The organism is Corallococcus carmarthensis (assembly GCF_003611695.1).
In the GTDB taxonomy this organism is placed as follows: Bacteria; Myxococcota; Myxococcia; order Myxococcales; family Myxococcaceae; genus Corallococcus; species Corallococcus carmarthensis.
In genome coordinates, this window is record NZ_RAWE01000061.1 from 12231 (window position 1) to 38029 (window position 25799).

The window sequence follows — 25799 nt, forward strand, 5'->3', positions numbered from 1 at the left end:
CACCCGCCGCTTCCGGCATAGAGTCCGCGGACCTATGGGTGAAAGCGTGGACGTGGTCGTCATCGGCGCGGGCGTCGCGGGACTCACCGCGGCCCGGGACATCGCTCGCACCGGCGCCACCGTCGCCGTGCTGGAGGCGCGGGACCGCGTGGGCGGCCGTACCCTCACCCGTGAAGTGGGCGGCGGGCTCGTGGACCTGGGCGGCCAGTGGGTGGGCCCCAAGCAGCGTCACGTGCTCAAGCTCGCGGACGGCCTGGGCCTCCAGCGCTTCGCCCAGCACCACCAGGGCACCAAGGTGCTGGAGGTGCGCGGCGAGCGCCGCACCTACAAAGGCAAGGTCCCGTCCCTGCCCCTGCTGTCGCTGCTGGACCTGCAGCGCATCGTCTGGAAGCTGGATGGCCTGGCCAGGCGCGTCCCCCGGGAACAGCCTTCCGCCGCGCCCAAGGCCGCCGAGTGGGACGCCCTCACCGTGGAGGAGTGGAAGCAGCGCCACGTGCCCACCTGGGGCGCCCGCGCCGCGCTGGACATCGCCACCCGCGCGGTGTTCGCGGCGGAGCCCTCCGAACTGTCCTTCCTGCACTTCCTCTCCTACGTGCACTCCAACGGCGGCCTCATGCCGCTGACCGAAATCGAGGGCGGCGCCCAGGCGGAGCGCTTCGTGGACGGCGCGCAATCCCTCTCACGTCGGCTGGCGGAAGCGCTGCCCCCGGACCGCGTCGTCCTCTCCGCGCCCGTGAAGGCCCTGCTCCAGGATGCGCGCGGCGTCACCGCCACCACGGAGGACGGCCGCGCCTTCCGCGCGCGCTACGCGGTGGTGGCCACGCCGCCCGCGCTCGCGGAGCGCATCGACTTTGGCGCGGACCTCCCCGCCGGCCGCCGCCGCGCGCACGCGGACATCCCCATGGGCAGCGTCATCAAGGTCGTGGCCACCTACGCCACGCCCTTCTGGCGCGAAGCGGGCCTGTCCGGCGAGGCCGTCAGCGACTCAGGGCCGGTGCGCCTGTGCTTCGACGACTGCGGCCCCCATGGGCACCACCCCGCGCTCGTGGGCTTCTTCCTGGGCGACACCGCCCGCGCGTGGACCGGCCACCCCGCCGAGGAAATTCACCGCGCGGCGCTGGCGGACTTCGCGCGCTTCTTCGGCCCCCAGGCCCTCACGCCCGTGGCCGTCGCGGCGCTGGACTGGAAGCAGGAGGCGTTCAGCACAGGCTGCTACGTAGGCCTGCCCCGCCCCGGCACCCTCACCGCCATCGGCGACGCGCTGCGGGCTCCGTTCGGACGCGTGCATTGGGCCGGCACCGAGACGGCCATCGAGGGCTGCGGCTACCTGGACGGCGCGGTGGAGTCCGGAGAGCGCGCCGCCACGGAAGTCGCCGCCCGGCTGACCGCCCCCGACGCGGGCTGAGCGCCCGGGCCGTCCGGCCGCCTGCCCTTCGAGCCAGCCGTGCGGCCAGGCGACGCGTGCCGCGCCATGGCCAAGGACGCAGGGCATCCCCACCCTGTGGGGAGCGCCGGGACGTCATGCCGACGGTCTGCCGCGCGCACACCACCAACGAGGGATCAGGACCATGTACTCGACCAGCCACGTGAACCTTCCCCAGGACGCGCGCGAAGAGCTCATCGACATGCTCAACACGCTGCTCGCCAACGCCGTTGACCTGCACTGGCAGGTGAAGCAGGCGCACTGGAACATCCGGGGGACGCACTTCTACAGCCGTCACCTGCTCTTCGACGAAGTGGCCAAGCATGCGCGCAAGCATGCGGACTCCTACGCCGAGCGCGCGGGCGCGCTGGGTGGCTACGCCCAGGGCACCATCCGCCTGGCCAGCAACAACAGCCAGCTGCCGGAATACGACCTGCAAGCCGTGGACGGCGAGTCCCACATCCGCGCGCTCGTCGAGCGCGTGGGCCGCTACGCCGCCAGCCTCCGCGACGGCATCACCAAGTCCGATGACGCGAACGACCCCGTCACCGCGGACATCCTCACCCAGACCCTGGGCGAGACCGAGGAGGACCTCTGGTTCCTGGAGAGCCACCTCAACGGCGACGCGCGTCCGGGCATGACCACGCCCGGCAAGGGCGGCAACCGCCGGGGCCGCCCCGCCGAGGACATCAGCCAGGTCACCACCTGACGCACCCGTCTCCCCGCCTCCCCGGCAGGTTCTCCTGCGCGGGGAAGGCTGGGAGCATATAGAACGCGTCCCTGGATTCCAGGAGGACGCGTCCCATGGCGGCAGCGGTTCACGAAGACCGTCTCGACGGCAAGGTGTGCCTCATCACCGGGGCCACCGGTGGCATTGGCCAGGAGACGGCGAAGGCGCTGGCGCGGCGGGGGGCCACGCTGGTGCTGTCCGGCAGGGATGAGGCCCGCACGGCGGCCACGGTCGCCAAGGTACGCGAGGCCGCCCCCGGCGCGCAGGTGGAGTCGCTGCTCGCGGACCTGTCCTCCCTCCAGTCCGTGCGCGACCTGGCCCAGGCGTTCCGCGCCCGCCACCCCCGGCTGGACGTGCTCATCAACAACGCGGGCCTCATCATCGACCGGCGGCAGGTGACGGTGGACGGCTACGAGGCCACGTTCGCCACGAACCACCTGTCCCACTTCCTCCTCACGCACCTGTTGCACGACCTGCTGGTGGCGAGCGGCCCCGCGCGCATCATCAACGTGTCCTCCGAAGGGCACCGCCTGGCGCGCGCGGACTTCCTGGATGATCCGCAGACGGCGAACCGCCGCTACGACGGCATCCGCGTCTACGGCAACGCCAAGCTCTCCAACATCCTCTTCTCGCGCGGGCTGACGAAGCGGCTCGCTGGCACGCAGGTCACCGCGAACGCGCTGCACCCCGGCGCGGTGGCCACGGGCTTCGGGCACAACAGCCAGGGCATCTTCCGCCATCTCATCAAGCTGGCCGGGCCCTTCATGCTCTCCCCCGAAAAGGGCGCGAGGACCTCCATCTACCTGGCGTCGTCGCCGGAGGTGGCGGGCGTGAGCGGCGAGTACTTCATCAAATGCCGCAAGGCGAAGCCGTCGTCCGCCGCCCGGGATGACGCGCTCGCGGAGCGGCTCTGGCAGGTGAGCGAACAGCTCACGGGAGTGAAGGCATGATCGACCTGTACACGTTCAAGACCCCCAACGGCCGCAAGGTTTCCATCGCCCTGGAAGAGCTGGGCATTCCGTACAAGACGCACTCGGTGGACATCTCCAAGGGCGACCAGTTCAAGCCCGAGTTCCTGGCCATCAATCCCAACAACAAGATCCCGGCCATCGTGGACCACGACGCGGTGGGAGGCCGGCCCCTGGCCCTCTTCGAGTCCGGCGCCATCCTGCTGTACCTGGCGGAGAAGACGGGCGCGCTGATGCCCACGGATCCGCGCGGCAAGGCGGAAGTGACGCAGTGGCTGATGTTCCAGATGAGCGGCGTGGGGCCCATCCTCGGTCAGCTCAACCACTTCGGGCGCTTCACCTCCACCAAGATCCCGTATGCCATCGACCGCTTCCAGACGGAGGCGAAGCGCATCCTGGGCGTGGTGGACCGGCAGCTGGCGTCGCGTGACCACCTGGCCACCACGTACTCCATCGCGGACATCGCCACGTACCCGTGGCTGAAGGGCGCGCGGGACTCCTTCCCGGACCTCTTCAACGACACGCCCAACATCATCCAGTACCTGCACCGCGTGGGCAGCCGTCCCGCGGTCCAGCGGGGCATGCAGATTCCCTGACGCCTGTCGTGACCCTCCATGGCCTCGCTCGAACAGCTCGTCTTCGACAACACCTATGCCCGCCTGCCCGCCGGGTTCGCCGCCCGGGTGAACCCCGCGCCCTTCGGGGACGCGCGCGTGGTGAGCGTGAACCCGGCCGCGCTGCGGCTGCTGGGATTGGACGCGGAGGAGGCCGCGCGCCCGGAGTTCGCGCGCGTGTTCGGCGGGGCCACGCCGCTGCCCGGCATGGAGCCCCTGGCCATGGTCTACGCGGGGCACCAGTTCGGCGTGTACGTGCCGCGCCTGGGAGACGGCCGCGCGCTGCTCCTGGGCGAGGTGCGCGCCCCGGACGGCGGCAAGTGGGACCTGCACCTGAAGGGCGGCGGGCCCACGCCCTTCTCACGCGGCGGTGATGGGCGCGCGGTGCTGCGCTCCACCGTGCGCGAGTACCTGGCCGGCGAGGCCCTGCACGCGCTGGGCATCCCCACCACGCGGGCCCTGTGCATCCTGGGCAGCCAGTCGCCGGTGTACCGCGAGGACGTGGAGACCGGGGCCATGCTGGTGCGCCTGGCTCCGTCGCACGTGCGCATCGGCACCTTCGAATACTTCCACCACACGGAGCAGCCGGGCCACGTGGCCACGCTCGCGGACCACGTCATCGCCGGGCACTTCCCCCAGCTCGTGGGCCAGGAGGGGCGCTACGCGCGCTTCTTCGCGGAGGTGGTGGAGCGCACCGCGCAGCTCGTCGCGCGCTGGCAGGCGGTGGGCTTCGCGCACGGCGTGATGAACACCGACAACATGTCCGTCCTGGGGCTCACGCTGGACTACGGCCCCTATGGGTTCCTGGACGACTTCGACCCCGGCTTCGTCTGCAACCACTCCGACCACCAGGGCCGCTACGCGTTCGACCAGCAGCCGCGCGTCGCGCTGTGGAACCTGGCCTGCCTGGGTGAAGCGCTGCTCACGCTCATCACCGAGGACGAAGCGCGCGCCACGCTGACCCTCTTCCAGCCCACGTTCGCGCGGCACTTCCTGGCGCGCATGCGCGAGAAGCTGGGTCTGACGGAGGTCCTCGACGAGGACCGCGAGCTCGTGCAGGACCTGTTCGCGCTGATGGCCGGCTCGCACGTGGACTACACGCGCTTCTTCCGCGCGCTGAACCGCTTCGACTCGAGCGTGGGCGCGCGCAACGACGCCTTGCGCGACCACTTCCTGCCGCCGGAGGGCTTCGACGGGTGGGCAGAACACTACCGGGCGCGGCTGGCGGCGGAAGGGAGCGTGGACGGCGAACGCCACGCGCGCATGGACCGCGTCAACCCGAAGTACGTCCTGCGCAACTGGGTGGCCCAGCAGGCCATCGCCCGCGCGCAGGAGGGGGACTTCGCGGAGGTGGAACGCGTGCTCGCGCTGGTGTCCGCGCCCTTCGACGAACACCCCGGCCAGGAGTCCTACGCGGAGTCCCCGCCCACGTGGGGACGGCACCTCGTGGTGAGCTGCAGCTCCTGACGCACGGGCACAACGGGATGCCGGGCAGGCGGGCAGGCGCACGCGGGCAGGAATCCCGCGCGCGCGGTGCCTAGCTTGGAAGGCATGATTGAACCTCCCGTTCCGCCTCGCATCGTGTTCCGTGCCCTGGGTCCCGGCCTCGTCGGCGCCGCCGCGCTGACGCTGGTGCACGAGAGCGCCCGCCGCGTCTTGAAGCACCCGCCACGCATGGACGTGCTGGGCATGCGCTCCCTGGAGAAGGGCATCCGCTATTTCGGCGGCGAGCCCGCCAAGGGCCGCCAGCTGCACCGCCAGACGCTGGTGGGGGACCTCCTGTCCAACTGCCTCTTCTTCTCGCTCGTGGCCCTGGGACGCCCCAAGCGCCCCTACCTGCGCGGGGCGGCGCTGGGCCTGCTCGCCGGCCTGGGCGCGGTGGTGCTGCCACCGAAGCTGGGGCTGGGCCGGGCGCCCTCCCAGGCCCGTCCGTCCACGTCGCTGCTCACCGTGGCCTGGTACACGCTGGGGGGTCTGGCCGCGGCCCGCGCGACACGGAAGCTGGTCGCGCGCCGGCAGCCGGAATCGTCCCTGGGGCGGCCCCTGCATTAGCGGCGGTCTCCGGCCGGGTGGTGACTGGAACGCACCGCGTGCGGTGGACTACAAATCCCCGCGATGCATCACGTCGACATCCCGTCCGGAGAGCTGAACGAGTTCGACCTGCCACCGGTCTGCATCATCACCGGTGAGCGGCAGGGCGTGGTCTTCAAGCAGGTGAAGTTCTCCTGGTATCCGCGCTGGGTGGGCTTCCTCGCCCTCCTCAACCTGCTCATCGCCATCATCGTCGCGGCCGCGATGACGAAGCGGGTGAAGGGAACCCTGCCCTTCACGGAGGAGGCCTGGAGCCGGTGGAAGCGCGGACAGGTCATCATGGGCGTCTCGGTCGTGGCCGCGATCGCGCTGCTCATCGCGGCGGTTTCCCTGCTGTCGGCCGACGTCATCCCGCTGGGCCTGGCCGCGCTGGCGTCGTGCGTGGCCATCCCCGTGCTCGCCTGGGTCTACTTCCTGCGCGGCCGGGGGCCCCAGGTGCGGCGCATCGACAAGGACTCCATCGCGCTCGCCATCCCCAACGGTGTCGCCGCGCATGCCATCACGGTCCACTTCCTGGCCGGGCTGCGTCCGCTGGAACGGGAGGACGCGGAGGACCTGGACGCGGACGGCGTTCCGGTCCGCGCCGTCTGCGCACGGCACGAAGACATCGTCGCGAACCATGTGTGCACCCGTTGCGGCGCGTTCATGTGCCCGCGGTGTGAGAACCGCGTCCGCCGCGAGGCACCGCCGCTGTGCCCGGGCTGCTGGGAGCTGCGGACCCGCAACATCGCCGTGGAGGCGAAGGACCCGGGCATCACGCTGGCGGACTCGGGCCTGCTCGTGGGCGTCATCTCGGTGATTCCCATGTGCTACGCGGCCCACGTCGCGTCGCTGGTGCTCAACACCGTGAGCCTGGTGCGCAACCGGCATGCGGACTCGCCCCGCGTCAACCGGAAGAAGGCCATCGCCGGGCTCGCGCTCACCGGCACCGGCCTGTTGCTGACGCTCGCGATGCGGCTGTACTCCGGGGGCGGGTAGGCGCCCGGCACCTCGCCAGGGTTGGCGAGTGAAACTCCCGGCTCGGTGGCACTTGCCGAAGGTGGAAGGGCGACCCCAGCCTGAAGGTTCATGGCCACCGACTTCACCCGCCTGCCGCTGCGCGGCGTCCAGGATGCGTTGCACGTCGTCGTCGAGTCGCCCCGCGGTTCGACGGTGAAGCTCAAATACGACGCGAAGCTCCAGGCCTTCACGCTGTCCCGGCCGCTGACGCGCGGCTTCCGCTACCCGTTCGACTGGGGCTTCATCCCCAGCACCCAGGGCCCGGATGGAGACCCGCTGGACGCGCTGGTGTACTGGGACGTGCCCACCTGGCCCGGAGTGGTGCTGCCCTGCCGGCCGCTGGGCGTGCTCCAGGTGGACCAGAAGAAGCGGGACGCGAAGAACGGCGAGCGCGAACGCAATGACCGCCTGCTGCTCGTCCCGGTGAACGCCACCCGTTCGGACGACCTCAATTCCTACCAGGACCTGTCCGAGCGCGAGCGTGAGGAGCTGGAGCACTTCTTCCTCGCGGTGGTGCACTTCGCGGACAAGGACGCGCGCATCCTCGGTTGGGATGGCCCGGACGCCGCGGAGCGCATGGTCCAGCAGTACACCCTCAAGGAGGACTGACGCGCATGCCGCCTCCCACTCCCATCCGGGGCCTGGGCCCCGACACCGCGCTGGGCGACGCCGCCCGCCGCATCCTCGCCGGCCGGCTCGCCGACGTGCGCCACCCGGAAAGCCAGCTGGACGGAGAGCTGGACGAGGACGGCGTGCACGACATGCGCGTGGCCACCCGCCGCCTGCGCGCCGCGCTCCAGGTGTTCCAGGACACCGGCAAGCTCACCCGGCTGGAGGCGGACGTGAAGCGCCTCCAGGACGCGCTGGGCGACGTGAGGGATTTGCACGTCCAGGACCAGTGGCTGGACACCGCCGCGAAGGGAAAGAAGGACGCGGGCAAGGCGCTCGCGGGCCTGCGCTCGGCCCACCTGTCCGGCCTGGAGGGCAAGGAGAAGACGCTGCGCAAGGAATTGGAGCGCTGGACGGACCGCACCGTGCCGCGCCTCCTGAAGAAGCTGGACACGCTGGAGGATGCGCACCGCTTCGCCAGCAAGCGCGTGCGGGGCCACCTGCGCCAGCGCCTGCGCCGCGTGGAGAAGCGCCTGGAGCGCTACGCGGACGCGCCCGACGCCGCGTCCGCGCACGCCCTGCGCAAGGACCTGAAGAAGCTGCGCTACGAGCTGGAGATCTTCCAGCCCGCCTTCCGCCGCACCGTGGGCGCGCTGCTGGAGGTCCTGGTGCCCCTGCAGGACGGCCTGGGACAACTGCACGACTCGGACGTGCGCCTGGAGCTGTTCGAGCGCGCCGCCGCGGAGGCCCCGCCCGGCCAGCGCAAGGCCGCGCGCAAGCTCCTGCCCCAGGCCCGCGACGAGCGCGCGGAGCGCTCCGCGGAGATCGCCCGCGAGGTGCAGCGCTGGCACGCGGAGGCCATTCCCAAGCGGCTGCGCAAGGCACTGACCTGAAGCAGGGCCGCTCCAGTCAGGCAGGCCCTGCGCTTCCGCAAGACCGGCTCCCTGACGCACCCGGGTACAATCAGCCTTTCTGGCGGTTCTGATAGACACCCGGGGCTGTCTCCATCCCGAGGAGTCTGTCCTTGTCCCCGAATCGCTTCCCGCTCCTGGCCTTCGTGGCCGGGAGCGTCTTGTGTGTCATTGCCTCGCCGCGTCCAGCCCACGCGGCGGGCACCCCCAAGGCGGTCCACCTTCCGCCCCAGCTCACCAGCGCCACCCAGTCCACGACCGCCGTCCACCCGGGTGACACGGCGTGGCTCCAGCTCCAGGCCATGGACCCGGAGGGCAGTCCGCTCACCTTCTCCTGGGAATCCACCACGGGCACGTCCGGCACGCCGGTGTCGGACGCCAGCTCCAGCACCCTGGAGTGGACCGCGCCGCAGTGTCTGGCGAACGGCCCGCCTCAGGTGAGGGGCACGGTGACCAACGGTTACGGCCTGTCCACGCAGGCGCTGTTCGACTTCGACTTCACGCAGTCCCTGGACTTCGACTACCAGCCGGAGTTCGCGGCCTCGGGCTTCGATGAGCTCACGAACATGATGCTCACGAACGAGGGGTGGCTGCGCTTGAACACCCATCAGGGACAGCTCTCCAGCGAGCGCATCGTGTTCCCCAACGAGCAGCACCTGTCGGTCACGTTCGTCCACGAGTCCGCGGGCGCCAGCCACTCGCTCGGCTACATGTACTACGACGACCTCGTGGCGCGCGGCTACGTGGACACCCGTGGCACACCGGGCGACTCGTCGGATGACACGCTGGTGGATGCCAATGGCAACGGCGTCGCGGACCTGCACGAGGACCTCTACAACCTGGCACCCGTCAGCGGCCCCCAGGCGCGCCCGTACATCGGGACGGTCCGCCGCTGCGCGCCCCGGTCCTTCACCTCCCAGGGCGTCGGCCTCAGCATGCCGGACCTGGCGGTCAACGCGGCCTGTACCCCCGCCTTCGTCCGGCAATCCATCCCGGACGCCCGGCCCGGCACGCACCCGCCCACCGCCGTGGACGTCGTCGGCAGCTCGCCCACCGAGGACAGCGCGCCCAACGCCAACGGCTACTCGGACCTGGGCCTCTTTGCGCGCATCCCCAACCTGCTGGAGCCCGCCCACGCGATGAACAACCAGCTGGGCCTGGGGCATCTGCTGTTCCTCCTGGCGGACGACGACGACGACCGGACGACCTTCAACCAGCTGGGCATCGTCCCGGACACCGACGACTTCGAGGACGGCATCCCCGACTACGACGTCTCCCGCTACGACGCCCACGGCCTCCTGCGCCCCGTCAATCCGGATCCGGGCATCACCCCCAACGACCGCACCGTGGACCTGGGCCGCCTTCCGGCGGGCAAGGAGCTCGTCTTCTTCCTGGTGACCCAGTACCAGTCCGTTCACAGCCTGGACGAGAACCAGGTCTACCCGTGCCTGCGCAAGGCGCTGAATGGTCAGTGCACGCTGCACCTGAAGGCGCCCATCCAGGTGTTCTTCTCCAAGGCGAAGTGGAACCTGGACCAGGACCCCGTGGGCCAGATGCCCGTGGCGCAGCGGAACATCGGCTGCGAATACAACGAGCAGTGCAACGTGGCCTCCCCCCAGAGCTCCGCGACGGCCTGCTACGTGGCCAATTCCTCGCAGCGGCTGTGCGGGTGGCTGGACTGGGAAGCCCTCATGCGCCTGCGGCAGCCGGACCATGGCAGCCTCTTCCTGCCCATGGCCGCCGCCAGCGTCTTCCCGTCGGGCAACGGCAACATGCCGCACCTCATGATGAACGCGCCCCTCACGACCAACGGCCAGTGGCTGATGGGCTTCGAGGACCTTCCCGGCGGCGCCGACCGCGACTTCAACGACGTCGTCTTCCTGCTGCGCACCGTGACGGAGGGCCGCGTGCGCTCGCGCGTGCTCAGCCAGGACGACGCGAGCTGCAGGATTGCCCAGGTGTCCTTCCGCAAGTCCGACGGCCTGGACGCGAGGTGCTCCCCCCAGACCTCCATCACCTATGCGCTGGCCACCGACTGCAAACTCTGTAGCGCGGGCACCTGCGTCCCCAACCCCACGCCCACCTGGTACCCCCTGTCGCTGCCCCGGGGCACGGCCAGCACCACGGTGGACGTCTCCAGCACGCCAGGCCAGCAGCTCTGCTGGAAGGCCCAGACGGCCCCGGGGGCGGACTTCCTCTGCCAGCCCACCATCCTCTCCGTGGACGTGGGCTACGTCTCCGAACCCGTCGCGCCCTGACGGCGGCTAGAGCGCCCATCAGGAATCAGCCCGAGGAAAATCGATCTCTTACGAGCACGGTCGACGCGAGCTGTCGCCGAGTGCTCAGGTCACCTCCGCATGGAGGTGCCGGTTGGACCGATGGAAGCCCACGATGGAGTGCAGTGCCCGCGAGCAGAAGCTCCTGAGGCTTGCCGACAAGAGTCGGAAGCTCTTCGTCTTTCTGCGCGAGCACCGGCATGAGCTGTTCGACGACGCTTTTCAGGCCGAGTGGGAGTCGATAGCCGCCCTTTAGAAGGGGCCGGGCGGGTTGAGGACACCCTCAGCCTGCTCGGCCACGCAGGCCGCAAGGTGGCCGAGGGCATGGCGCTCGCGCTCGGAACCGACGTCGAGGAGGTGTGTCAGCAGGCCGATGCGCCGTTGTTGCGGGCCAGCAGCATCAAGGCCGGCCTCGACATCGATTGGAGCGCGCCCGACGCGAAGCTCGACGCACTCAATCGCCTGTGCCGACAACTCGACGGCCTCATGGCCTGGGTGGCGAAGCAGTCGAAGTCGTGCGTCGCGGCTCCGCTGACTCGCTACATCGAAGCGCTCGCGCAGGTGCGCGAACAGGACCTTGAGCCGCACCCCAAGGGTGGCGTTCAGATTCGACAAGGCGTGGCGGCCGACAGGCGCATCTCCATCGAAGACCCGGACATGCGCCACGGGCGCAAGAGCAAGCGTTTCAATGGCTACAAGCAGCACCTCAGCACCGACCTCGACACCGACCTCGTGGTGGCCTGCGCCGTGACGCCAGCCAACCGCCCCATGAGGAGGCAACCGGTGCACTGCAGGAAGACATGGCCCACCAGGACCTCTTCCCCGACGTCCTCCTCATCGACAGGGCGTACCTCAACAGCGCAATGACCGAAGACGTGCTGGCGAGCGGCGGCGACGTCGTCTGCCGGCCGTGGCGAGGAGCCAGCGCGAAGCCCGGACTGTTCGGCAAGCGCGACTTCAAAGTGAACATCCGCGACGGCACCCTCACGTGCCCTGCTGGCGAGGTGGAGCCCTTCGAGCCCGGCGCCGTCGTGCAATTCGACCCGGAAGCCTGCGGGCCGTGCAAGCTGCGCTCAAGTTGTACCCAGGCCTCATCCGGCAAGGGGCGCAGCGTCACGATGGGTGACGATGAGCGGCTCCAGCAGCGCCTTCGCTCACGTCCGCAGTCGCGCGCGGGCCGCGCACAACTCCGCGAGCGTGTCGGCGTCGAACATCGCCTGGCTCAGCTCGCCAACCGCCAGGGCCCGAAGGCCCGTTACAGAGGCACGCGCCGCAACCACTTTGACCTCAGGCGACTCTCGGTCGTCCAAAACCTCGAGGTCGCCGCGCGTTACCTTCGCGCGTCGTGACCTGACCTGTTCGGCGCTCTAGGGCAGCATGGTGATGCGATTGAGCGCGGGGGCGGGCAAGGGGCTCGCCTGGCTGCTGTGTGCCTTCAGGTATGCCTCCAGCGCGTCGCTGTCCACGGCGCCACCCAGCCGGTTCTTCCCCTCGGCGAGCACCGGGAAGCCATCACCCCCACTCGCGAGGTAGTTGTTCGCGGTGACGCGGTACTCCGCCGTCAGGCTCACTGGCACGCCGTTGAGCCGGATGGACGCCGGGTCGACGCGGCTTCCGATGGGCGCCGACGCGCTGAACGCATAGGTGAAGCCCGCCGACGGAAGCAGCATGAGGGTGGCTCCCGACGGCCGCCACTGCCGCTCCAGCAGTTGCTCGATTTGCGCGCCCGTCAGCGTCAGGGTGACCAGGCTGTTGCCGAACGGCTGCGTGGTGAAGGCCTCACCGTAGGTGACCTCGCCCTGGGCGATGTCCGCGCGCACGCCGCCCGGGTTCATGAAGGCCACCTGCGCCCCACCCAGGTTCGCGGGCTTCGTCGCCTCCAGCTGCGAGTCCGCGATGACGAAGCCCAGGGTGGACTGGCCCGCGGAGTCCGTCTGTGTCCTGAGCGTCTGCGACACCCAGCCGATGACCCGGTTGGCCCTCAGCGTGACGAGCTCCTGGTACTTCGTCACCAGCTCCTTCACCGCGCCGACCTCCTGCACGTCGCGAGTGACGATGACGTTGTTCGCTCGCGCCTCCACGACGTCGCCCGTCGCCTTGCTCAACGTCAGGTCGATGTCCGTGACGAGCTGCCCCATCGACGAGGCGCTCGTGACGACCTTGCCATCGATGACGCAGTTGTAGGCCTGATGCGTGTGGCCGCTGACGATGACGTCCACCGCGTCATCGAGGCCCTTGGCCATGCCCACGATGGCACCTGAGATGAGGCCGTCCGCACCCTCGCCCTTGCATTCGTTCACCAGCGAGCCCGAGGTCGGAATTCCGCCCTGGTGCACCACCACGATGATGGCTTCGACGCCCTGCCGCCGCAGCTCCGGCACCAGCGCGTTCACCGTCTGCACTTCGTCCTTGAAGGTGAGCCCCGCCACGCCCGTGGGCGTGACGATTTCCGGCGTGTCCTCCAACGTCATGCCGATGAAGGCCACCTTCACGCCCTCGAACTCGCGCACGTCGTAGCGGGGGAACAGCGTGCGGTCCACGCCCGTGGCCACGTTGGCCGCCAGGAACTTGAACTTCGCGCCCGGGAAGCCATCCCCGTCCAGGCAGCCATCTACCAGGTGGCAGCCGCCCGACTGCATGCGCAACAGCTCCGTGCTGCCCTCGTCGAACTCGTGGTTGCCCACCGCGACCAGGTCCAGGCCGATCAGGTTCATCGCCTCGACGGTGGGCTCGTCGTGGAAGAGCGCGGACAGCAGCGGCGAGGCGCCGATGAGGTCTCCCGCCGCCACCACCACCGTGTTCGGATTGGTGGCCCGCAGGGCCGCGATGTGCCGGGCGAAGTACGTCACCCCGCCCGCGTTCACCCGCACCGGCCCACCGTTGGGGTCCACGCCCGTCAGAATCTGGCCCGCGGGGGCCTCGAGCTGTCCGTGGAAGTCATTGAACGCCAGCACCTGCACGCTCACCGTGGTGGGACCCGCGTCGGGCGTCCCCGCGTCGGGCATCCCCGAGTCGGGCGTCCCCGCGTCCGTGCCGGAATCCGGGGGCGGCACCTGGACGGAATGCTGCTCACAGCGCTTGTCCTCGCAGACCCACTCCGTGTTCGAAGCCGGCGGTCCCTTGTCTTCACGGCAGTCGGCGGCGTCCTGGCACTCGTCACCTCCGCAGCCGCCATGGGCGAAGAGGAACATGCCGGTGACGAACGCTCCGGCGAGCAGGAAGACGCTGGGACGCGCTCCCAGAAGTGACGAGCGCGGTGTGGCTTGTTGCATCGACGGAACTCCAACGAACAGGGAGGGGGAACCTACCCTGGTTCGTGGACGATGGCGCGACTTCATGGCGGCACGGTGAAGCTCGCGCCCCGACTTCGTCTCGACACGGGTCTGCGGCTGTCGCCCGTATTGATGGTGCGGATGGCGGCGCTTCGTTGCCACACAGCAGCAACTCCGCGGGACCTCCGGTGCGACCCACCAGGACGGCCACCTGACCGTGCGCGCGACCGAAGCGCTCCGCCTCCGCGCGGGGCAGTCCCGGGATGAAGAGGCTCTGCTCGGACCCACTGCAGTCCTCGGCCTCGCCAATGGCGGGCGCCACCACCCAGCCGCCCGCGACGAGCTGGGACGTCAGCCGCTCCTGCTCCCGCTGATTCTCTTCCTTGCCGCGAGGCCGCGAGCGGGAACACCAGGGACAGCGCCAGGAACAGGGGGAAGCGGGGCGTCTTCATGGGAGAAGCCTGACACAACAGGGCAACCCCGTCTTACATGACAGGCCTGATAGACTTTGGGAGCCATCTCCATCCCAAGGAGTCTGTCCTTGTCCCCGAATCCCTCACGGTTCCTGGCCCTCGTGGCCGGGAGCGCCTTGCTTGTCATTCCTTCCGTACGCCTGGCCCATGCGGCCGACTCCTGCACCTCTGGGGGCCTGTACCTGGACGTCCAGCCCGAGTTCACGGCGGCGGGCTTCGACCTGCTCCAGCAGGTGACCCTCACCCCGCTCCAGGCGCTACGGCCCGACGCCCCCTGGCTGCCCCCGTCCGCGGAGCAGTTCGTGCTCCCGAGCGACCAGCGGATCTCCATCTCCTATCTGTATGAGAGTTCCGGCGCGAGCCATTCGCTCGGCTACCTGTACGTGGACGAGCTCCAGGCGCGGGGCTACGTCAACGCGCAAGGCGACCTGGTGGATGCCAATGGCAACGGCATCGCTGATCTGCATGAGGACCTCTACAACCTGGCTCCGGCCACGGGTGCCCAGGCCCGCCCGTACGTGGGCCTGACCCGCCGCTGCACCAACACCTTCACGTCGGGAGGCTTCACCTACAGTCAGCCGGCGCTGGCGCTCAGCGCATCCTGCTCCAGTGCCTTCAATGCCAGCCGGGCCCTGGCGGACGCACGTCCGGGCTCCCACCCCGTCGTGAACATCGACCTCGTGGGAACGGCCCCGACGGGCGCCCCCGGGAATGGCTATTCGGACAACGGCCTCTTTCCTCGCCTCCCCAACCTGCTGGAGCCGGCCCATGCCTCCAATGGCAACAAGGGCCTGGGCCACCTCGTGTTCCTGCTGGCCGATGACGACTCCGACACTGACACCTTCCAGTCCATGGGCACCGTCAGTGATGGCTCCTCGCTCAACGACGGCGTGCCCGACTACGACGTCTCCGCCTACGACGCCCACGGGCTGCCGCGCGCCACCAACCCGGATCCAGGCATCACCCAGGCGGACCGCACGGTGGACCTGGGCGTCATCCAGGGCGGCCGGGAGCTGGTCTTCTTCCTCGTCACCACCTACGCGATGTCCCACAACATGGACGAAGGCACCGTCTACCCCTGCCTGCGCAAGGCGGCCAACGGCCAGTGCACGCTGCACCTGAAGACGCCCGTGTCCGTCTTCTTCTCCAAGTCGAAGTGGAACCTGGACCAGGACCCCGTGGGCCAGGCCCCCGTCGCGTCCCGCAACATCGGGTGTAGCTACGACGCGTCCTGCAATCCCACCGCACCGGCTTCGTCCCCCTCGGCCTGCACCGTGGCCAGCAGCAGCCAGAAGCTGTGTGGCTGGCTGGACTCCGATGCCCGGCTCCGGCTCAACACCCCTGCCTACGGCAACCTCCCCCTGCCCAGGGAGGCCACCACGGTCCTGCCTTCCGGCAACGGAAACATGCCGCACCTGCTCATGGGCTTGCCCAGCACGAGTCCGAGGCAGTGGGTGCTGGGCTTCGAGGACCTCAGCGGCGGAGGCGACCGGGACTTCAACGACGTCGTCTTCCGGGTGAGCACCGCCCCGATGCCCAGCATCGCGCGCTCGACCGTGCTGAGCCCCGACGCCCCGGGCTGCGCTCTCTCCCAGGTGATGCTGCGCAAGGACCAGACCCTGGGCATCCCAGGCTGCGACGCCTACGCATCCATCACCTACGCGGTGGCCACCGACTGCCGCACGTGCACCTCCGGCCTCTGCTTCTTCAACCCCACCCCCACCTGGCGGCCGGTGACGTTCTCCGGTTCGTCGCCCTCGGCCATCCTCGACGTGTCCAGCACGCCCGGACACCAGCTCTGCTGGAAGGCGGAGTTCACCTCCAGCATGCCCACGTACTGCGAGCCCACCCTCAACAACCTGGACGTGGGCTACGAGGCCGTGCCCGTGGCCGACTGAGGGCTCCGGAAACGCCGCCTTCCGCACACCCGCCGCCCCGGACCCCTGGTGTGGGGGCCGGGGCGTGCCCACCTCCCTGTTGGATGTGATCCGCCCTGTGCCCGGGTCGGAGGGCAGGCAACCCTCCCCGCGGGGCACCCGGAAGAAGTGTCGGAACCCCGCGCTGTAAAAACTGCCGGGTTCCGCCCTAAGCATCGCAGCCACTTCGCGCAACGGCCTGGAATCATTGAGGTTGCCTGTCGGCTGGCATTGGCCCGTGCGTTGCTAAAGGTCTCCCCGTCGCAGCAAACGGCGGTCACACACCCCGCCCTCTTCCCCGAGAGACCCCCATGCAAGCTTCCAGCTCCTTCTCTTCCGCTGACTCGCTCTCCACGTACCTCTCGGAGATCAACCAGTACCCGCTGCTGAACCCGCAGGACGAGCAGGCCCTGTCTCGCGCCTTCCGCGCTGGCGACCTGTCCGCGGGTCACCGCCTGGTGACGAGCAACCTGCGCTTCGTGGTGAAGGTGGCGTACGAGTACCGCTCCTACGGCCTGAAGATGTCCGACCTCATCCAGGAGGCGAACATCGGCCTGATGAAGGCCGTGCAGAAGTTCGACCCTGAGAAGGGCATCCGCCTCATCTCCTACGCGGTGTGGTGGATCCGCGCGTACATCCAGAACTACGTGCTGCGCAACTGGAGCCTGGTGAAGCTGGGCACGACGCAGGCGCAGCGCCGGCTGTTCTTCAGCCTGGCCCGCACGCGCCGCGAGCTGGAGAAGCTGGGCGCCGGCGACGGCCACATCGTCAACGCGGATGAAATCGCCAAGAAGCTGAACGTGAAGCCCACGGAAGTGCGTGAGATGGAGCAGCGCATGGGCGGCCGGGACCTGTCCCTGGACGCGCCGGTGGGCGAGGACGGCGATGCCACGCACCTGGACTTCGTGGAGTCCGAGGCCGCCTCCCACGCGGACGAGGTCGCGGACCGTCAGCAGGCGGGCCTCACCCGCACGCTGGTGCAGCGCGCGCTGACGCGCCTGGATCCCCGCGAGCGCTTCATCATCGAGCAGCGCGTGATGAGCGACTCGGAGATGACCCTGAGCGAGCTGGGCGAGCACTTCGGCTTCTCCCGCGAGCGCGCCCGTCAGCTGGAGATCCGCGCCAAGGACAAGCTGAAGGCGGAGCTGGCGAACCTGATGGCCGAGGCCGGTCTGGACCAGGCCGAGCTGGCCGCGTAACGCGCGGAGGCACTTCAAGACTGCGACAGTCACGGCCCTGGGCCCTCGCGTTGGGAAGCGCGAAGGCACGGGGCCGTGGCATGTCCGGTGTCTGGATTACCGGGGCACGCCCGGCGAGGACTCGCCGCTCTCCACCGGAGCGGGCGCGGCCGGCTGCGCGCGGGACGTGGCGTCGATGCGCAGCGCCTGCGGCTCGCCGCTGCTTTCGTCCGTGCGGTAGGAGGCGCGGATCTGCGCGCCCTCCTGGATGTCCGCCGCGCTCGCGGCCCGGCCGTCCACCCGCACCTGCGTGCTGGGGCCCACCTTCAGGCGCAGTCGCGGTTCTCCGCGCTGGCTGAGCAGCACCTCCTGGGCGCTGGCGCTCAGCACCTCGCCGGCGATCTGCTGTTCCTGCGTGGCCTGCGAGCCCTGCGCGGTGGGCGCCGCCTGCGAGTTCCGGGCGATGGCGGCCTGCTGCGTGGCGGCGTTCGCGGCCTGCGGCTGCTGGGTGTTCTGCTGCGCGATGCGCTGGTTCGCGGCGGCGCTCTCGTTGGAGGCCTGCTTCTGCTGGGTGGCGAAGTTCTGCTGCGCCAGGCGCTGGCCCTCCAGCGCACTGGTCTGGGCCTGCTGGGCCACGGACTGGGCCTGCTGGGTGCGCGCCTGGGCCTGCTGCTGGCTCGTCTGGGCCTCCTGGGCCTCCTTCTGGGCCCTGGCCTGGGCCTCCTGGAGGTCCTGCTGCTTGCGCTGGACGTCCTCCTGGGCGCGGGCGGCCTCGCGCTGCTGGCTGGAGGCCTCCTTCTGCGCATCGCGCGCGTCGTCGAAGGCCTTCTCCGACTGGGCCTGGGCCTGGGCCACCTGCTGTTCGGGGGTGTTCTCCACCTTCTCCTGGCGAGAGCGGTCTCCATCCTGGCAGGCGGTGGTGCCCGCCATCAGGGCGGCGACTCCGGCACCCAGCCATGCTGCGCGCGATTTCATGGGGTTCTCCTGTCAAAGGGATGACAGGTGAAAGATGGCGGTGGCCCGTGGAGCGCCAAGCCATGTGACCGCGAGCGCACGCCCGTCCGCCCGCCCTGCGGCAGGCGCTCACTTTGGGGCTACCGCGTCCGGAAGAATGGCGATAAGGGGCGCCCCCCCATGCGCGCCTGCGGACTCGACTTCGGAACCAGCAATACCGCCCTGGCCCTGCCGGACGGCACCGTGCTGCCGCTGCAGCCCCACACCCCGGAGCCCCGGCTGTTCCGCTCCGTGCTCTTCTTCGCGGAGGACGAGCGGGAGGTGTTCACGGGCGCGGACGCCATCCAGCGCTACCTGGAGGACAACAACGGCCGGTTCATCCAGTCCGTGAAGTCCTTCCTGCACAGCTCGTCCTTCCGGGCGACGCAGGTGAAGGGGCGCACGTTCACCATCGAGGACCTGGTGGCCATCCTGCTGCGCCGCGTGCGCGAGGCGGCCGGGGCGCACCTGGGCGAGGCGCCGGACGCGGTGGTGCTGGGCCGGCCCGCGGTCTTCACGCCCGACGCGGAGGCGGACGCACTGGCGGAGAAGCGCCTGCGCAAGGCGGCGGAGCTGGCGGGCTTCACGCACGTGCAGTTCCTGATTGAGCCCATCGCGGCGGCGCTCGCGTACGAGGCGCGGCTGACGAAGGACGAGCTGGTGCTGGTGGCGGACTTCGGCGCCGGCACGACGGACCTGACGCTGATGAAGCTGGGCCCGTCGCGCAGGGGGAACCTGGACCGGCGGCCGGACGTGGTGGGGTCCACGGGTGTGCGCATCGGTGGTGACCGCTTCGACGCGGAGATCATGCGGCACAAGCTGTTGCCGCGCTTCGGGGCGGGGTCCACGTACAAGGTGAAGGGCTTCAGCCACAAGCGGCTGCCCATTCCGCAGCACGTGCTGGCGAAGCTGCTCAACTGGCACGAGATGTCCTTCATCCGGGAGAAGTCCACGCAGGAGCTGCTGGAGGTGATGCTCGACACGAGCGACCACCCGGCGGAGATCCAGGCGCTCTACGACCTGGTGATGGACAACCTGGGCTACCGGCTGTTCCGGTCCATTGAAGCGGCGAAGGTGAAGCTGTCCAGCGAGGACGTGGCGACCATCGACTTCGACGAGGCGCGCATCCACCTGCACGAGCCGATGACGCGGGCGGAGTTCGAGACGGCGAGCCGCACGTTGTTGGATGAACTGACCCAGTGCACGGAAGGGCTGTTGGCGAAGCACCCGGAGGCCAGGGACATTGACGCGGTCTTCCTGACGGGCGGTTCGTCGCAGATTCCGGCGGTGCGGGACCTCTACGTGAAGCGCTTCGGAGAGGAGCGCGTGCGCACCGCGGACGCCTTCACCTCCGTGGCGGAGGGCCTGGGCCGCGCGTCCGCGTGGCTGACGGGGTGAACCATGGTGGGACAGGCAGCACGGCGACGGTGGCTTCAGGTCGCGGTCGTGCTGCCCCTGTCCATGGCGTGTGTCGGGCCCACGGACCGGACGCGGGTCACGGGGCGGATGCTCCCCGGGCAGATCCGCTTCGTGACCATCGTCGAAGCGGATCCGGGTGAGTCGGGCGGCTGGCGGGCCGCCTGCATCCACATCCGGAGCTCACGCGACAACACCGGCCAATCCATCCTGTGCAGGTTCGGGATTGAAACGCCCATTCACAACGTCGAGGGCCCCATCTCCACCCCGCTGGCCCAGCGAATCGCGGCGGACCGCATCAACGAGGCCACGCAATCCATCTTCAGCGCCGCCACGTTGGAGTCTCCCCTGGGAATGCTTTGTGAGTCGGTGAAGGCCACACTGCGAACGACCGTTCCCGCGTCCATCGCGGGCTCAAGGGTCCCGTCCGAGTGTCACGCGCGGTCCGTTCCCGTGCAGTTCGGTGATTTCAACCTTTGATGCCGGAGCCTGAGCGCCATGCATCCCAGCACGGAGCAACTGTTGGTCATCGCCAAGCACTACTGGCCTGCATCGGTCTCCGACGGGGACGAGCCCAGTCCTGAACTTGCTCGCCTCTTCAAACGCTTTGATGAAGCGCTTCAGGATCTTGGCCAGTGGCGTGGGTTTCTCGACCATCTGCGCACGCTGTTTCCAGGCTTCTCGATAGCAGACGGCACGGGCCCCACGCGATGCAGCTTCCGCTGCATCGTCTATCCCGCGAAGGGCTCCCCCCTGCCGCCCATCCCCTGGGCCATCATGGGCTGTATGAGCGTGCTTGCTCCGGTCTTCACCGTGTATGGCATCACGTTCGAATACGAGGGGCGCAAGCGCCGCGCGGCCCATCTGCACCTGATGCCCCTGCCCGGAGCCATGCAGGAAACGGCGCGCATCGTCGCCCGGGAGCTGGAGGCCCGCTACCACGTCAGCGAGCTGCCCCGCGAGGTGGCCGCGACCCCAGTGCCCGTGGTCGTCGAGTGGACCCAGCCGCCCCAGACCACCCTGTTCGACGCGCTCTTCGACAGCGAGCCCACCAACATTCCGTGAGCCGACAGGGCGGCTACGGGTCGCCACCGTCCAACGCAGCCCCTTCCAGGACTCCAGCATCCACGGCCGGAGGCGCCTCCGGTTCCGCCCCCACGCTGCGCCGGAGGATCCGGCCGTCGAGACTGACCGCGTAGCGCGCGCCAGTGTCCACGCTGATGAAGGCGTCGCCACAGGCTCCCGGGTCCTCGTGGATCAGGATGAAGAAGACCTCTCCCTGACGGATGACACGGTAGCGATAAGCCTCCGGGGTTCCCCAGCACGGCGTGTCCTTGGACCGCTTCGGGAAGAAGTCCTCCATGGCGACCTGGACGGCACGAAGCACGCTGCCGTCCACCACATACGCCTGCGTATCCGCCCCCACCTGCACCGCTGACTGCGCATAGAACGGCGGGAACGCGATGCTCCGGTCCCCCTCCCATTCAGGGGGCCGGGTTCCCTGTCCACGCAGGCAACCCGCGAACAGCAGCGCCCCGCCCAGCACGGCGATGGACGCCACGGCCCTCAGGGCCCCACGTCCACCGTGCGTGTGGTCCAGTCCGTGCCGCCCCGGCCGTCGCGGGCCACCACCCAGACGGTGATGCGCTCGGGCGTCGCGGCCGTCGTGTACGTCGTCGTCGGATCGCCGGGCTTGCCGTCCACCGGCTCCAGCGAACGGAACGCGCCCACCTCGCCCTCTCCCGTCACGAACCAGCTGTAGAAGACCTGCTCCGTCCTCGTCCCGTCCGCCGTGGAGTAGGACTCCTCGCTGCCCTCACCCAGCACCGGCGTGAACGTCACCTCCGCGTCCAGCGGCAGCGGCCCCACCAGCGGCGCGTCGTTCCACAGCACGTCCTGCATCACCGGGTTCTGGTTCGGCGCGTCCGTCGAACGCAGCGTGATGCGCCGCACGCCCCGCTCCACGCCCTCCGGCGTCCCGCTGCCGTCCGTCGCCTCGTACCCCACGAACAGCGGCAACCCCACCCGCAGCACCTCCTGCACCGCCGGGTCGTTGAAGTCGAACGTGCCCCCGTCCCCACCGCCCGTGCTGCCCGTGGCCTGCTGGAACGATTCGATGAGCAGCGCCTGCACCGCCGGGTCGCTCAACGACAGCACGCCGTTGTTCAGCGCCACCCCGCTGTCCCCCGGACACGCCACGTCCCCATAGGGGTTCACGTCCGGCCGGCACAGCGCGTACGTCACCGTCACCGGACGCGCGTCCGGCGTCACCGCCAGCGCCGTGAACGTCACCGGCGGCGGCAGCGTGGAGGCGTTGGGGTCCAACGCCAGCTCCGGCGGCTCCGCCTTGATGCCGAGCACCCGCACGCTGCGAATCTCACTCTGGGCATCGAAGTCGGCGCCACCGCACGCGCTCAACCCCAGCAAGGCAATGGCAGACAACAGGACGGGAGTGCGCATGGCGTCAGAAGGCTCCCTTCAGGCCGAGCACGGGCAGGATGGGCAGCCCCTTGAAGAACTCGCGCTTGGAGTAGTTGTAGTTGTAGGCCACGCCCTCGACCGACTGGTTGTTGTACGCGTTCGTCAGGTCCAGGTAGAGGTCCAGGTTCCAGGTGTCGAAGATGAGGTTCTTGTCCACGCGGATGTCCAGCTGGTTGAACGACGGCAGCCGCTGGGAATTGACCAGCCCGTAGTACGGGATGAACACGTCCGTCGTGTCGTCGCGCTTCGCCCCCTGCACCGGCGTCGTCGGGTTGCCCGACGCGAAGCGGAACCGCGCGCCCACCTCCCAGCCCTTGGGCAGCTTGTAGCTGGCGATGGCCGTCAGCACGTGCGTCTGGTCGTTGTCGAACTTGCGCCAGCGCGCGTCCGGCGCGTCCCGGCGCTCGCTGCGGCTGAGCGTGTACGAAATCCAGCCGAACAGCCGGTCCGTCAGCGCCCGGCGCACCAGCAACTCGAAGCCGTAGATGCGCCCCACGCCGCCGTTCTTCAGGTTCTCCGGCACCGACTCGCCATTGCGCTCCACGCGCGCGTTCGAGCGGACGATGAGGTCGTCCAGGTCGTTGTAGAAGACCTCGCTGCCCACGAACCACTCCGGCCGCGCCTGCCACTCCGCGCCCACGCTGTACTGGAGCGACCGCTTCGCGCCCAGGTCCGGGTTGCCGAAGCCCGGCGACGGCTCATCCTGCACCGGCGGGCTGTGGTAGACGCCCGCGCCGCCCTTCAGCGTCAGCGTCTCCGTGAGCGCGTAGCGCACCGCGAGCCGCGGGTTCACCGTGCGCTTCACCTCCTGCTGATCCGTGAAGATGTAGCTCTCCGTGCGCACGCCCGGCACCACCAGCAGGTCCTTGATGGGCCGCCACCGCACCTCCGCCCAGGCGGACGGGTAGTACTGGGTGAACTTCCCGTCGATGTTGATGAGGTCCTCCGCCACCAGCGGCGACGGCGGCTCGCCCTCGCGCGGCGGCTGCTGGATGCTGGCCCTCACCTTCGCCAGGTTCGCCACCACGTCCAGACCGCCCGCCACCGTCACGCTGTCGTTGAAGGCGTACTCAATCGTGGGCCGCAGGAACAGGTCCGTGGACGCGATGCGCAGCCCGCGCTCGCCAATCTGGAAGTCCAGGAGCGTGTTGCCGATGAGCGCGTGCGTGTCGAGCGTCAGCTTGCCTTCGCGGAACTGGTGCCGCAGGCGCAGCTGGTTGAAGCCTGTCGTCACGTCCAGGCTGCCATTGACGGACGGGTCGCCGTCCGCCGGCTGGTCCAACAGCAACGCCAACCGGTCGCGCGACGTGAGGCCCTGGAGCGTGAAGGTGTTCTTGCGGTCCGGCTTCCACACCAGCTTCGCCTGCGCGTCGTAGTAGCGCGGCGCCACCTGGAGGCTGTCGTCGTCGAACGGCACCGCCTTGAGCACCAGGTCGATGTACGAACGCCGGCCGCCAATCGCGAAGCTCAGCGTGTCCGTGATGGGGCCTTCAATCACCGCGTTGGATTCAATGAGGCTGATGCCCACCGTGGCGTGGTAGCGGTCCGTCCGGGGCTCGCGGCTGCGCACGTTGATGACGCCGCCGGTGATGTCGCCGTAGTACGCGGAGAAGTTGCCGGGCAGGTAGTCCACCGCCTCCAGCAGGTCCGAGTTGTACACGGAGGTGAGCCCACCGAAGTGGTACAGGATGGGGATGCGCAGGCCGTCCAGGAAGACGCCGGACTCCTGGGGGCTGGTGCCGCGGATGACCAGCGCGCCGCCGTTGAACGCGGGCCGCGCCACGCCCGGCAGGTTCTGCACCACCTTGAGCGTGTCACCCTGCGTGCCCGGGATGCGCTGCACCTCCGCCACCGTGATGGTGGTGCGCGTCACCTCCTTGCGCTCGCGGTCGCTGCGCACCACCGTCTCGTACTGGCTGAAGATGCGCTTCTGCACGTAGTACTTCGTCTGCGTCTCCTTGCCCTCCTCGATGGTCTCCTGCGTCTTGAAGCGATCGTAGTTGCCCATCACGACGACCACCGGGTGCGTGCCCACCGGGACGCCCCGGAAGGCGAAGCGCCCGTCGTTGTCCGTGACGGTGGAGCGGTCCAGCTCCGTGAGCACCACCTCCGCGCCCACCAGCGGCTTGCGCGTGCCGCGCTCCAGCGCCTGGCCGCTGAAGTTCACGGGCCCCTGCGGCTCCGCGACGCCGCCATCCGCAGCGGTCTCTTGCGGAGGCTCCGGCGCGCGGAAGACGAACTGGTAGGCGTACTGGATGCGCACGGGCGCGGGGACGTTGTCCACCTCCGCGGGCTCGAACTGGAACTGCTTCACCGCCTCCGTGGCGGCTTCGTCGAAGCCGTGGCCCGCGGGCTGGGTGATTTCGACATTCGTGACGGCGCCCGTCTCCGAGATGTCGATGAACATCACCACCGTGCCCTCCAACTGCTGGGCGGCGGCATCCGGCGGGTAGGCCGCTTCGACCTGGCGCAGGAGGGCGGGCGGCTTCGTCAGCACGCCCGTGGGAACGCCGGCATCACCAGCGAGGGTCCCTGCGTCCGGAGCCTGTGCCACGGCTCCGGTCGCAAGCAATACACAGACGACGCAGAGGAGCGTTCTCATGAAGGGTGCGGGGGTCTCCCGCGCACCCTCCTAGCGCCCTCCGAGCCCCGGGGCGAGCACGATTTCGATGCGCCGGTTCTGGCTCTTGTGCTCCGGAGTGTCGTTGGGTACGAGCGGCTGGTACTGCCCGTAGCCTGCGGCCGACAGCATGGTCGGGTCCACGCCGGAGTCCTGGAGCGACCGCACCACCGCCATCGCGCGCGCCAGGCTCAGCTCCCAGTTGGTGGGGAACTGTCCGCCGCCGGTGGGCACGTCGTCCGTGTGTCCTTCCACGCGCACGATGCGGCCCTTCACCGTCTTGAGCGCGTCGGCGATCTTCACCAGCGCCTCCTGCCCTTCCTTGCCCACGCGCGCGGAGCCGGACGCGAAGAGGATCTTGTCCTTGAGCTGCACGGTCATCCGGCCCTTCATCTCCGACAGCTCAATCTTGCCGTCGGAGATCTCCTGCTTGAGGGACTGGGCCAGGCTCTCGTACTCGGAGCTCTTCTTCTCCAGCTCCTCCTTCGCCTGCGCGAGCTTCTTGGAGTTGCGCGCCAGCTCGTCGTTGAGCGCGGAGAGCTGCGCGTTCTTCTCCTCCAGGGCGCGGCGCTCGGCCGCGGCGCCGGTGAGGCGGTTCTCGGAGGCGTCGAGGCGCGTCTGAAGCGCGGTCTTCTCCTGCTCCAGCGCGGCCTGCTTCTCCTCCAGCTCCTTGATCTTCGCCTCGGCCGCCACGCGGGCCGCCTTCTCATCCGTGAGGTTCTTCGTCAGCCCCTCCGCCTCCAGGGCCTTCTCGTTGAACTTCCCCTGCGAGACGCAACCCGTGGAGAGGGCGACGAGGGCAGCCAGAACCAGACGTGTCCGCATAGGT

General features: G+C 69.4%; 21 protein-coding genes and 2 pseudogenes. 16 read left to right on the top strand and 7 right to left on the bottom strand.

From position 1 onward, the window contains the following. Positions 1-34 precede the first annotated feature (34 nt). The 11 genes and pseudogenes from D7X32_RS18370 to D7X32_RS18420 all read left to right on the top strand — a co-directional run bounded on the left by D7X32_RS18370 (position 35) and on the right by D7X32_RS18420 (position 11970). Positions 35-1405 (top strand): flavin monoamine oxidase family protein, encoded by a 1371-nt coding sequence (locus D7X32_RS18370; protein ID WP_120603858.1) that lies wholly within the window; start codon positions 35-37, stop codon positions 1403-1405. Positions 1406-1568: 163 nt separating this feature from the next. Continuing rightward, positions 1569-2132 carry a DNA starvation/stationary phase protection protein Dps gene (gene dps / locus D7X32_RS18375; protein WP_120603859.1) on the top strand — a complete coding sequence of 188 codons (564 nt, stop codon included), beginning with the start codon at positions 1569-1571 and terminating at the stop codon, positions 2130-2132. Positions 2133-2227: 95 nt separating this feature from the next. Beyond that, entirely contained in the window at positions 2228-3103 is an 876-nt protein-coding gene (locus D7X32_RS18380) for an SDR family oxidoreductase (protein ID WP_120603860.1), read from the top strand. After that, on the top strand, positions 3100-3717 hold the full coding sequence (locus D7X32_RS18385; RefSeq protein WP_120603861.1) for a glutathione S-transferase family protein: 618 nt from the start codon (positions 3100-3102) through the stop codon (positions 3715-3717). Before D7X32_RS18380 ends, D7X32_RS18385 begins: the two co-directional genes overlap by 4 nt. Before the next feature lie 18 nt (positions 3718-3735). Further along, entirely contained in the window at positions 3736-5202 is a 1467-nt protein-coding gene (locus tag D7X32_RS18390; RefSeq protein ID WP_120603862.1) for a protein adenylyltransferase SelO, read from the top strand. An 84-nt stretch (positions 5203-5286) separates the two neighbouring features. After that, a complete protein-coding gene (locus tag D7X32_RS18395; RefSeq protein ID WP_120603863.1) occupies positions 5287-5787 on the top strand; it encodes a hypothetical protein in 501 nt (166 codons plus the stop codon). 63 nt (positions 5788-5850) lie between these two features. After that, complete coding sequence (locus D7X32_RS18400; RefSeq protein WP_120603864.1) at positions 5851-6804, top strand: hypothetical protein; 954 nt, start codon at positions 5851-5853, stop codon at positions 6802-6804. A 90-nt stretch (positions 6805-6894) separates the two neighbouring features. Beyond that, on the top strand, positions 6895-7434 hold the full coding sequence (locus D7X32_RS18405; RefSeq protein WP_120603865.1) for an inorganic diphosphatase: 540 nt from the start codon (positions 6895-6897) through the stop codon (positions 7432-7434). Positions 7435-7439: 5 nt separating this feature from the next. Further along, positions 7440-8327: a CHAD domain-containing protein gene (locus D7X32_RS18410; protein ID WP_120603866.1), complete on the top strand. Its 888-nt coding sequence runs from the start codon at positions 7440-7442 to the stop codon at positions 8325-8327. Positions 8328-8458: 131 nt separating this feature from the next. Continuing rightward, positions 8459-10603, top strand: coding sequence for a DUF4114 domain-containing protein (locus D7X32_RS18415; RefSeq protein ID WP_120603867.1), 2145 nt, complete (start codon positions 8459-8461; stop codon positions 10601-10603). Between the two features lie 112 nt (positions 10604-10715). Continuing rightward, positions 10716-11970: pseudogene (locus D7X32_RS18420) on the top strand (transposase). 18 nt (positions 11971-11988) lie between these two features. Here D7X32_RS18420 and D7X32_RS18425 read toward each other — a convergent pair. Both D7X32_RS18425 and D7X32_RS46800 read right to left on the bottom strand, forming a co-directional pair. Further along, on the bottom strand, positions 11989-13893 hold the full coding sequence (locus D7X32_RS18425) for a bifunctional metallophosphatase/5'-nucleotidase (protein ID WP_120603868.1): 1905 nt from the start codon (positions 13891-13893) through the stop codon (positions 11989-11991). Then, positions 13778-14284, bottom strand: a pseudogene (locus D7X32_RS46800) (DUF3293 domain-containing protein); the annotation flags it as partial. The pseudogene D7X32_RS46800 and the gene D7X32_RS18425, both read right to left, overlap by 116 nt. A 150-nt stretch (positions 14285-14434) precedes the next feature. On the opposite strand from D7X32_RS46800, the gene D7X32_RS18435 reads away from it, so the two are divergent. Beyond that, entirely contained in the window at positions 14435-16264 is a 1830-nt protein-coding gene (locus tag D7X32_RS18435) for a DUF4114 domain-containing protein (protein ID WP_120603869.1), read from the top strand. Between the two features lie 329 nt (positions 16265-16593). Then, the gene (locus D7X32_RS18440; RefSeq protein WP_120603870.1) at positions 16594-17481 is read left to right on the top strand and encodes an RNA polymerase factor sigma-32; all 888 of its coding nucleotides are present in this window, start codon (positions 16594-16596) and stop codon (positions 17479-17481) included. A 96-nt stretch (positions 17482-17577) separates the two neighbouring features. Here D7X32_RS18440 and D7X32_RS18445 read toward each other — a convergent pair whose 3' ends face one another. After that, positions 17578-18435 (bottom strand): hypothetical protein, encoded by an 858-nt coding sequence (locus D7X32_RS18445; protein ID WP_120603871.1) that lies wholly within the window; start codon positions 18433-18435, stop codon positions 17578-17580. A 159-nt stretch (positions 18436-18594) separates the two neighbouring features. On the opposite strand from D7X32_RS18445, the gene D7X32_RS18450 reads away from it, so the two are divergent. From D7X32_RS18450 to D7X32_RS18460, 3 genes are read left to right on the top strand one after another with little or no spacing between them, the layout of a single operon-like run. Then, on the top strand, positions 18595-19851 hold the full coding sequence (locus tag D7X32_RS18450; protein ID WP_120603872.1) for an Hsp70 family protein: 1257 nt from the start codon (positions 18595-18597) through the stop codon (positions 19849-19851). A gap of 48 nt (positions 19852-19899) precedes the next feature. After that, complete coding sequence (locus D7X32_RS18455) at positions 19900-20349, top strand: hypothetical protein (protein ID WP_120603873.1); 450 nt, start codon at positions 19900-19902, stop codon at positions 20347-20349. Between the two features lie 18 nt (positions 20350-20367). After that, entirely contained in the window at positions 20368-20934 is a 567-nt protein-coding gene (locus D7X32_RS18460) for a hypothetical protein (protein ID WP_120603874.1), read from the top strand. 13 nt (positions 20935-20947) lie between these two features. Here D7X32_RS18460 and D7X32_RS18465 read toward each other — a convergent pair whose 3' ends face one another. Genes D7X32_RS18465 through D7X32_RS18480 form a run of 4 tightly spaced genes read right to left on the bottom strand, consistent with a single transcriptional unit; the run spans position 20948 to position 25795 of the window. Continuing rightward, positions 20948-21430 (bottom strand): hypothetical protein, encoded by a 483-nt coding sequence (locus D7X32_RS18465; protein WP_120603875.1) that lies wholly within the window; start codon positions 21428-21430, stop codon positions 20948-20950. A 5-nt stretch (positions 21431-21435) separates the two neighbouring features. After that, positions 21436-22329, bottom strand: a complete 894-nt coding sequence (locus D7X32_RS18470) for a hypothetical protein (protein ID WP_120603876.1) — start codon at positions 22327-22329, stop codon at positions 21436-21438. A gap of 4 nt (positions 22330-22333) precedes the next feature. Then, positions 22334-24952 (bottom strand): TonB-dependent receptor domain-containing protein, encoded by a 2619-nt coding sequence (locus D7X32_RS18475; protein WP_120603877.1) that lies wholly within the window; start codon positions 24950-24952, stop codon positions 22334-22336. Between the two features lie 30 nt (positions 24953-24982). Then, complete coding sequence (locus tag D7X32_RS18480; RefSeq protein ID WP_120603878.1) at positions 24983-25795, bottom strand: OmpA/MotB family protein; 813 nt, start codon at positions 25793-25795, stop codon at positions 24983-24985. Positions 25796-25799: the final 4 nt, after the last annotated feature.

Coding starts and splice junctions, on each gene's coding strand:
- D7X32_RS18370 (WP_120603858.1), top strand. CDS start 35: ATGGGTGAAAGCGTGGACGTGGTCGTCATCGGCGCGGGCGTCGCGGGA.
- dps (WP_120603859.1), top strand. CDS start 1,569: ATGTACTCGACCAGCCACGTGAACCTTCCCCAGGACGCGCGCGAAGAG.
- D7X32_RS18380 (WP_120603860.1), top strand. CDS start 2,228: ATGGCGGCAGCGGTTCACGAAGACCGTCTCGACGGCAAGGTGTGCCTC.
- D7X32_RS18385 (WP_120603861.1), top strand. CDS start 3,100: ATGATCGACCTGTACACGTTCAAGACCCCCAACGGCCGCAAGGTTTCC.
- D7X32_RS18390 (WP_120603862.1), top strand. CDS start 3,736: ATGGCCTCGCTCGAACAGCTCGTCTTCGACAACACCTATGCCCGCCTG.
- D7X32_RS18395 (WP_120603863.1), top strand. CDS start 5,287: ATGATTGAACCTCCCGTTCCGCCTCGCATCGTGTTCCGTGCCCTGGGT.
- D7X32_RS18400 (WP_120603864.1), top strand. CDS start 5,851: ATGCATCACGTCGACATCCCGTCCGGAGAGCTGAACGAGTTCGACCTG.
- D7X32_RS18405 (WP_120603865.1), top strand. CDS start 6,895: ATGGCCACCGACTTCACCCGCCTGCCGCTGCGCGGCGTCCAGGATGCG.
- D7X32_RS18410 (WP_120603866.1), top strand. CDS start 7,440: ATGCCGCCTCCCACTCCCATCCGGGGCCTGGGCCCCGACACCGCGCTG.
- D7X32_RS18425 (WP_120603868.1), bottom strand. CDS start 13,893: ATGCAACAAGCCACACCGCGCTCGTCACTTCTGGGAGCGCGTCCCAGC.
- D7X32_RS18440 (WP_120603870.1), top strand. CDS start 16,594: ATGCAAGCTTCCAGCTCCTTCTCTTCCGCTGACTCGCTCTCCACGTAC.
- D7X32_RS18445 (WP_120603871.1), bottom strand. CDS start 18,435: ATGAAATCGCGCGCAGCATGGCTGGGTGCCGGAGTCGCCGCCCTGATG.
- D7X32_RS18450 (WP_120603872.1), top strand. CDS start 18,595: ATGCGCGCCTGCGGACTCGACTTCGGAACCAGCAATACCGCCCTGGCC.
- D7X32_RS18460 (WP_120603874.1), top strand. CDS start 20,368: ATGCATCCCAGCACGGAGCAACTGTTGGTCATCGCCAAGCACTACTGG.
- D7X32_RS18470 (WP_120603876.1), bottom strand. CDS start 22,329: ATGCGCACTCCCGTCCTGTTGTCTGCCATTGCCTTGCTGGGGTTGAGC.
- D7X32_RS18475 (WP_120603877.1), bottom strand. CDS start 24,952: ATGAGAACGCTCCTCTGCGTCGTCTGTGTATTGCTTGCGACCGGAGCC.
- D7X32_RS18480 (WP_120603878.1), bottom strand. CDS start 25,795: ATGCGGACACGTCTGGTTCTGGCTGCCCTCGTCGCCCTCTCCACGGGT.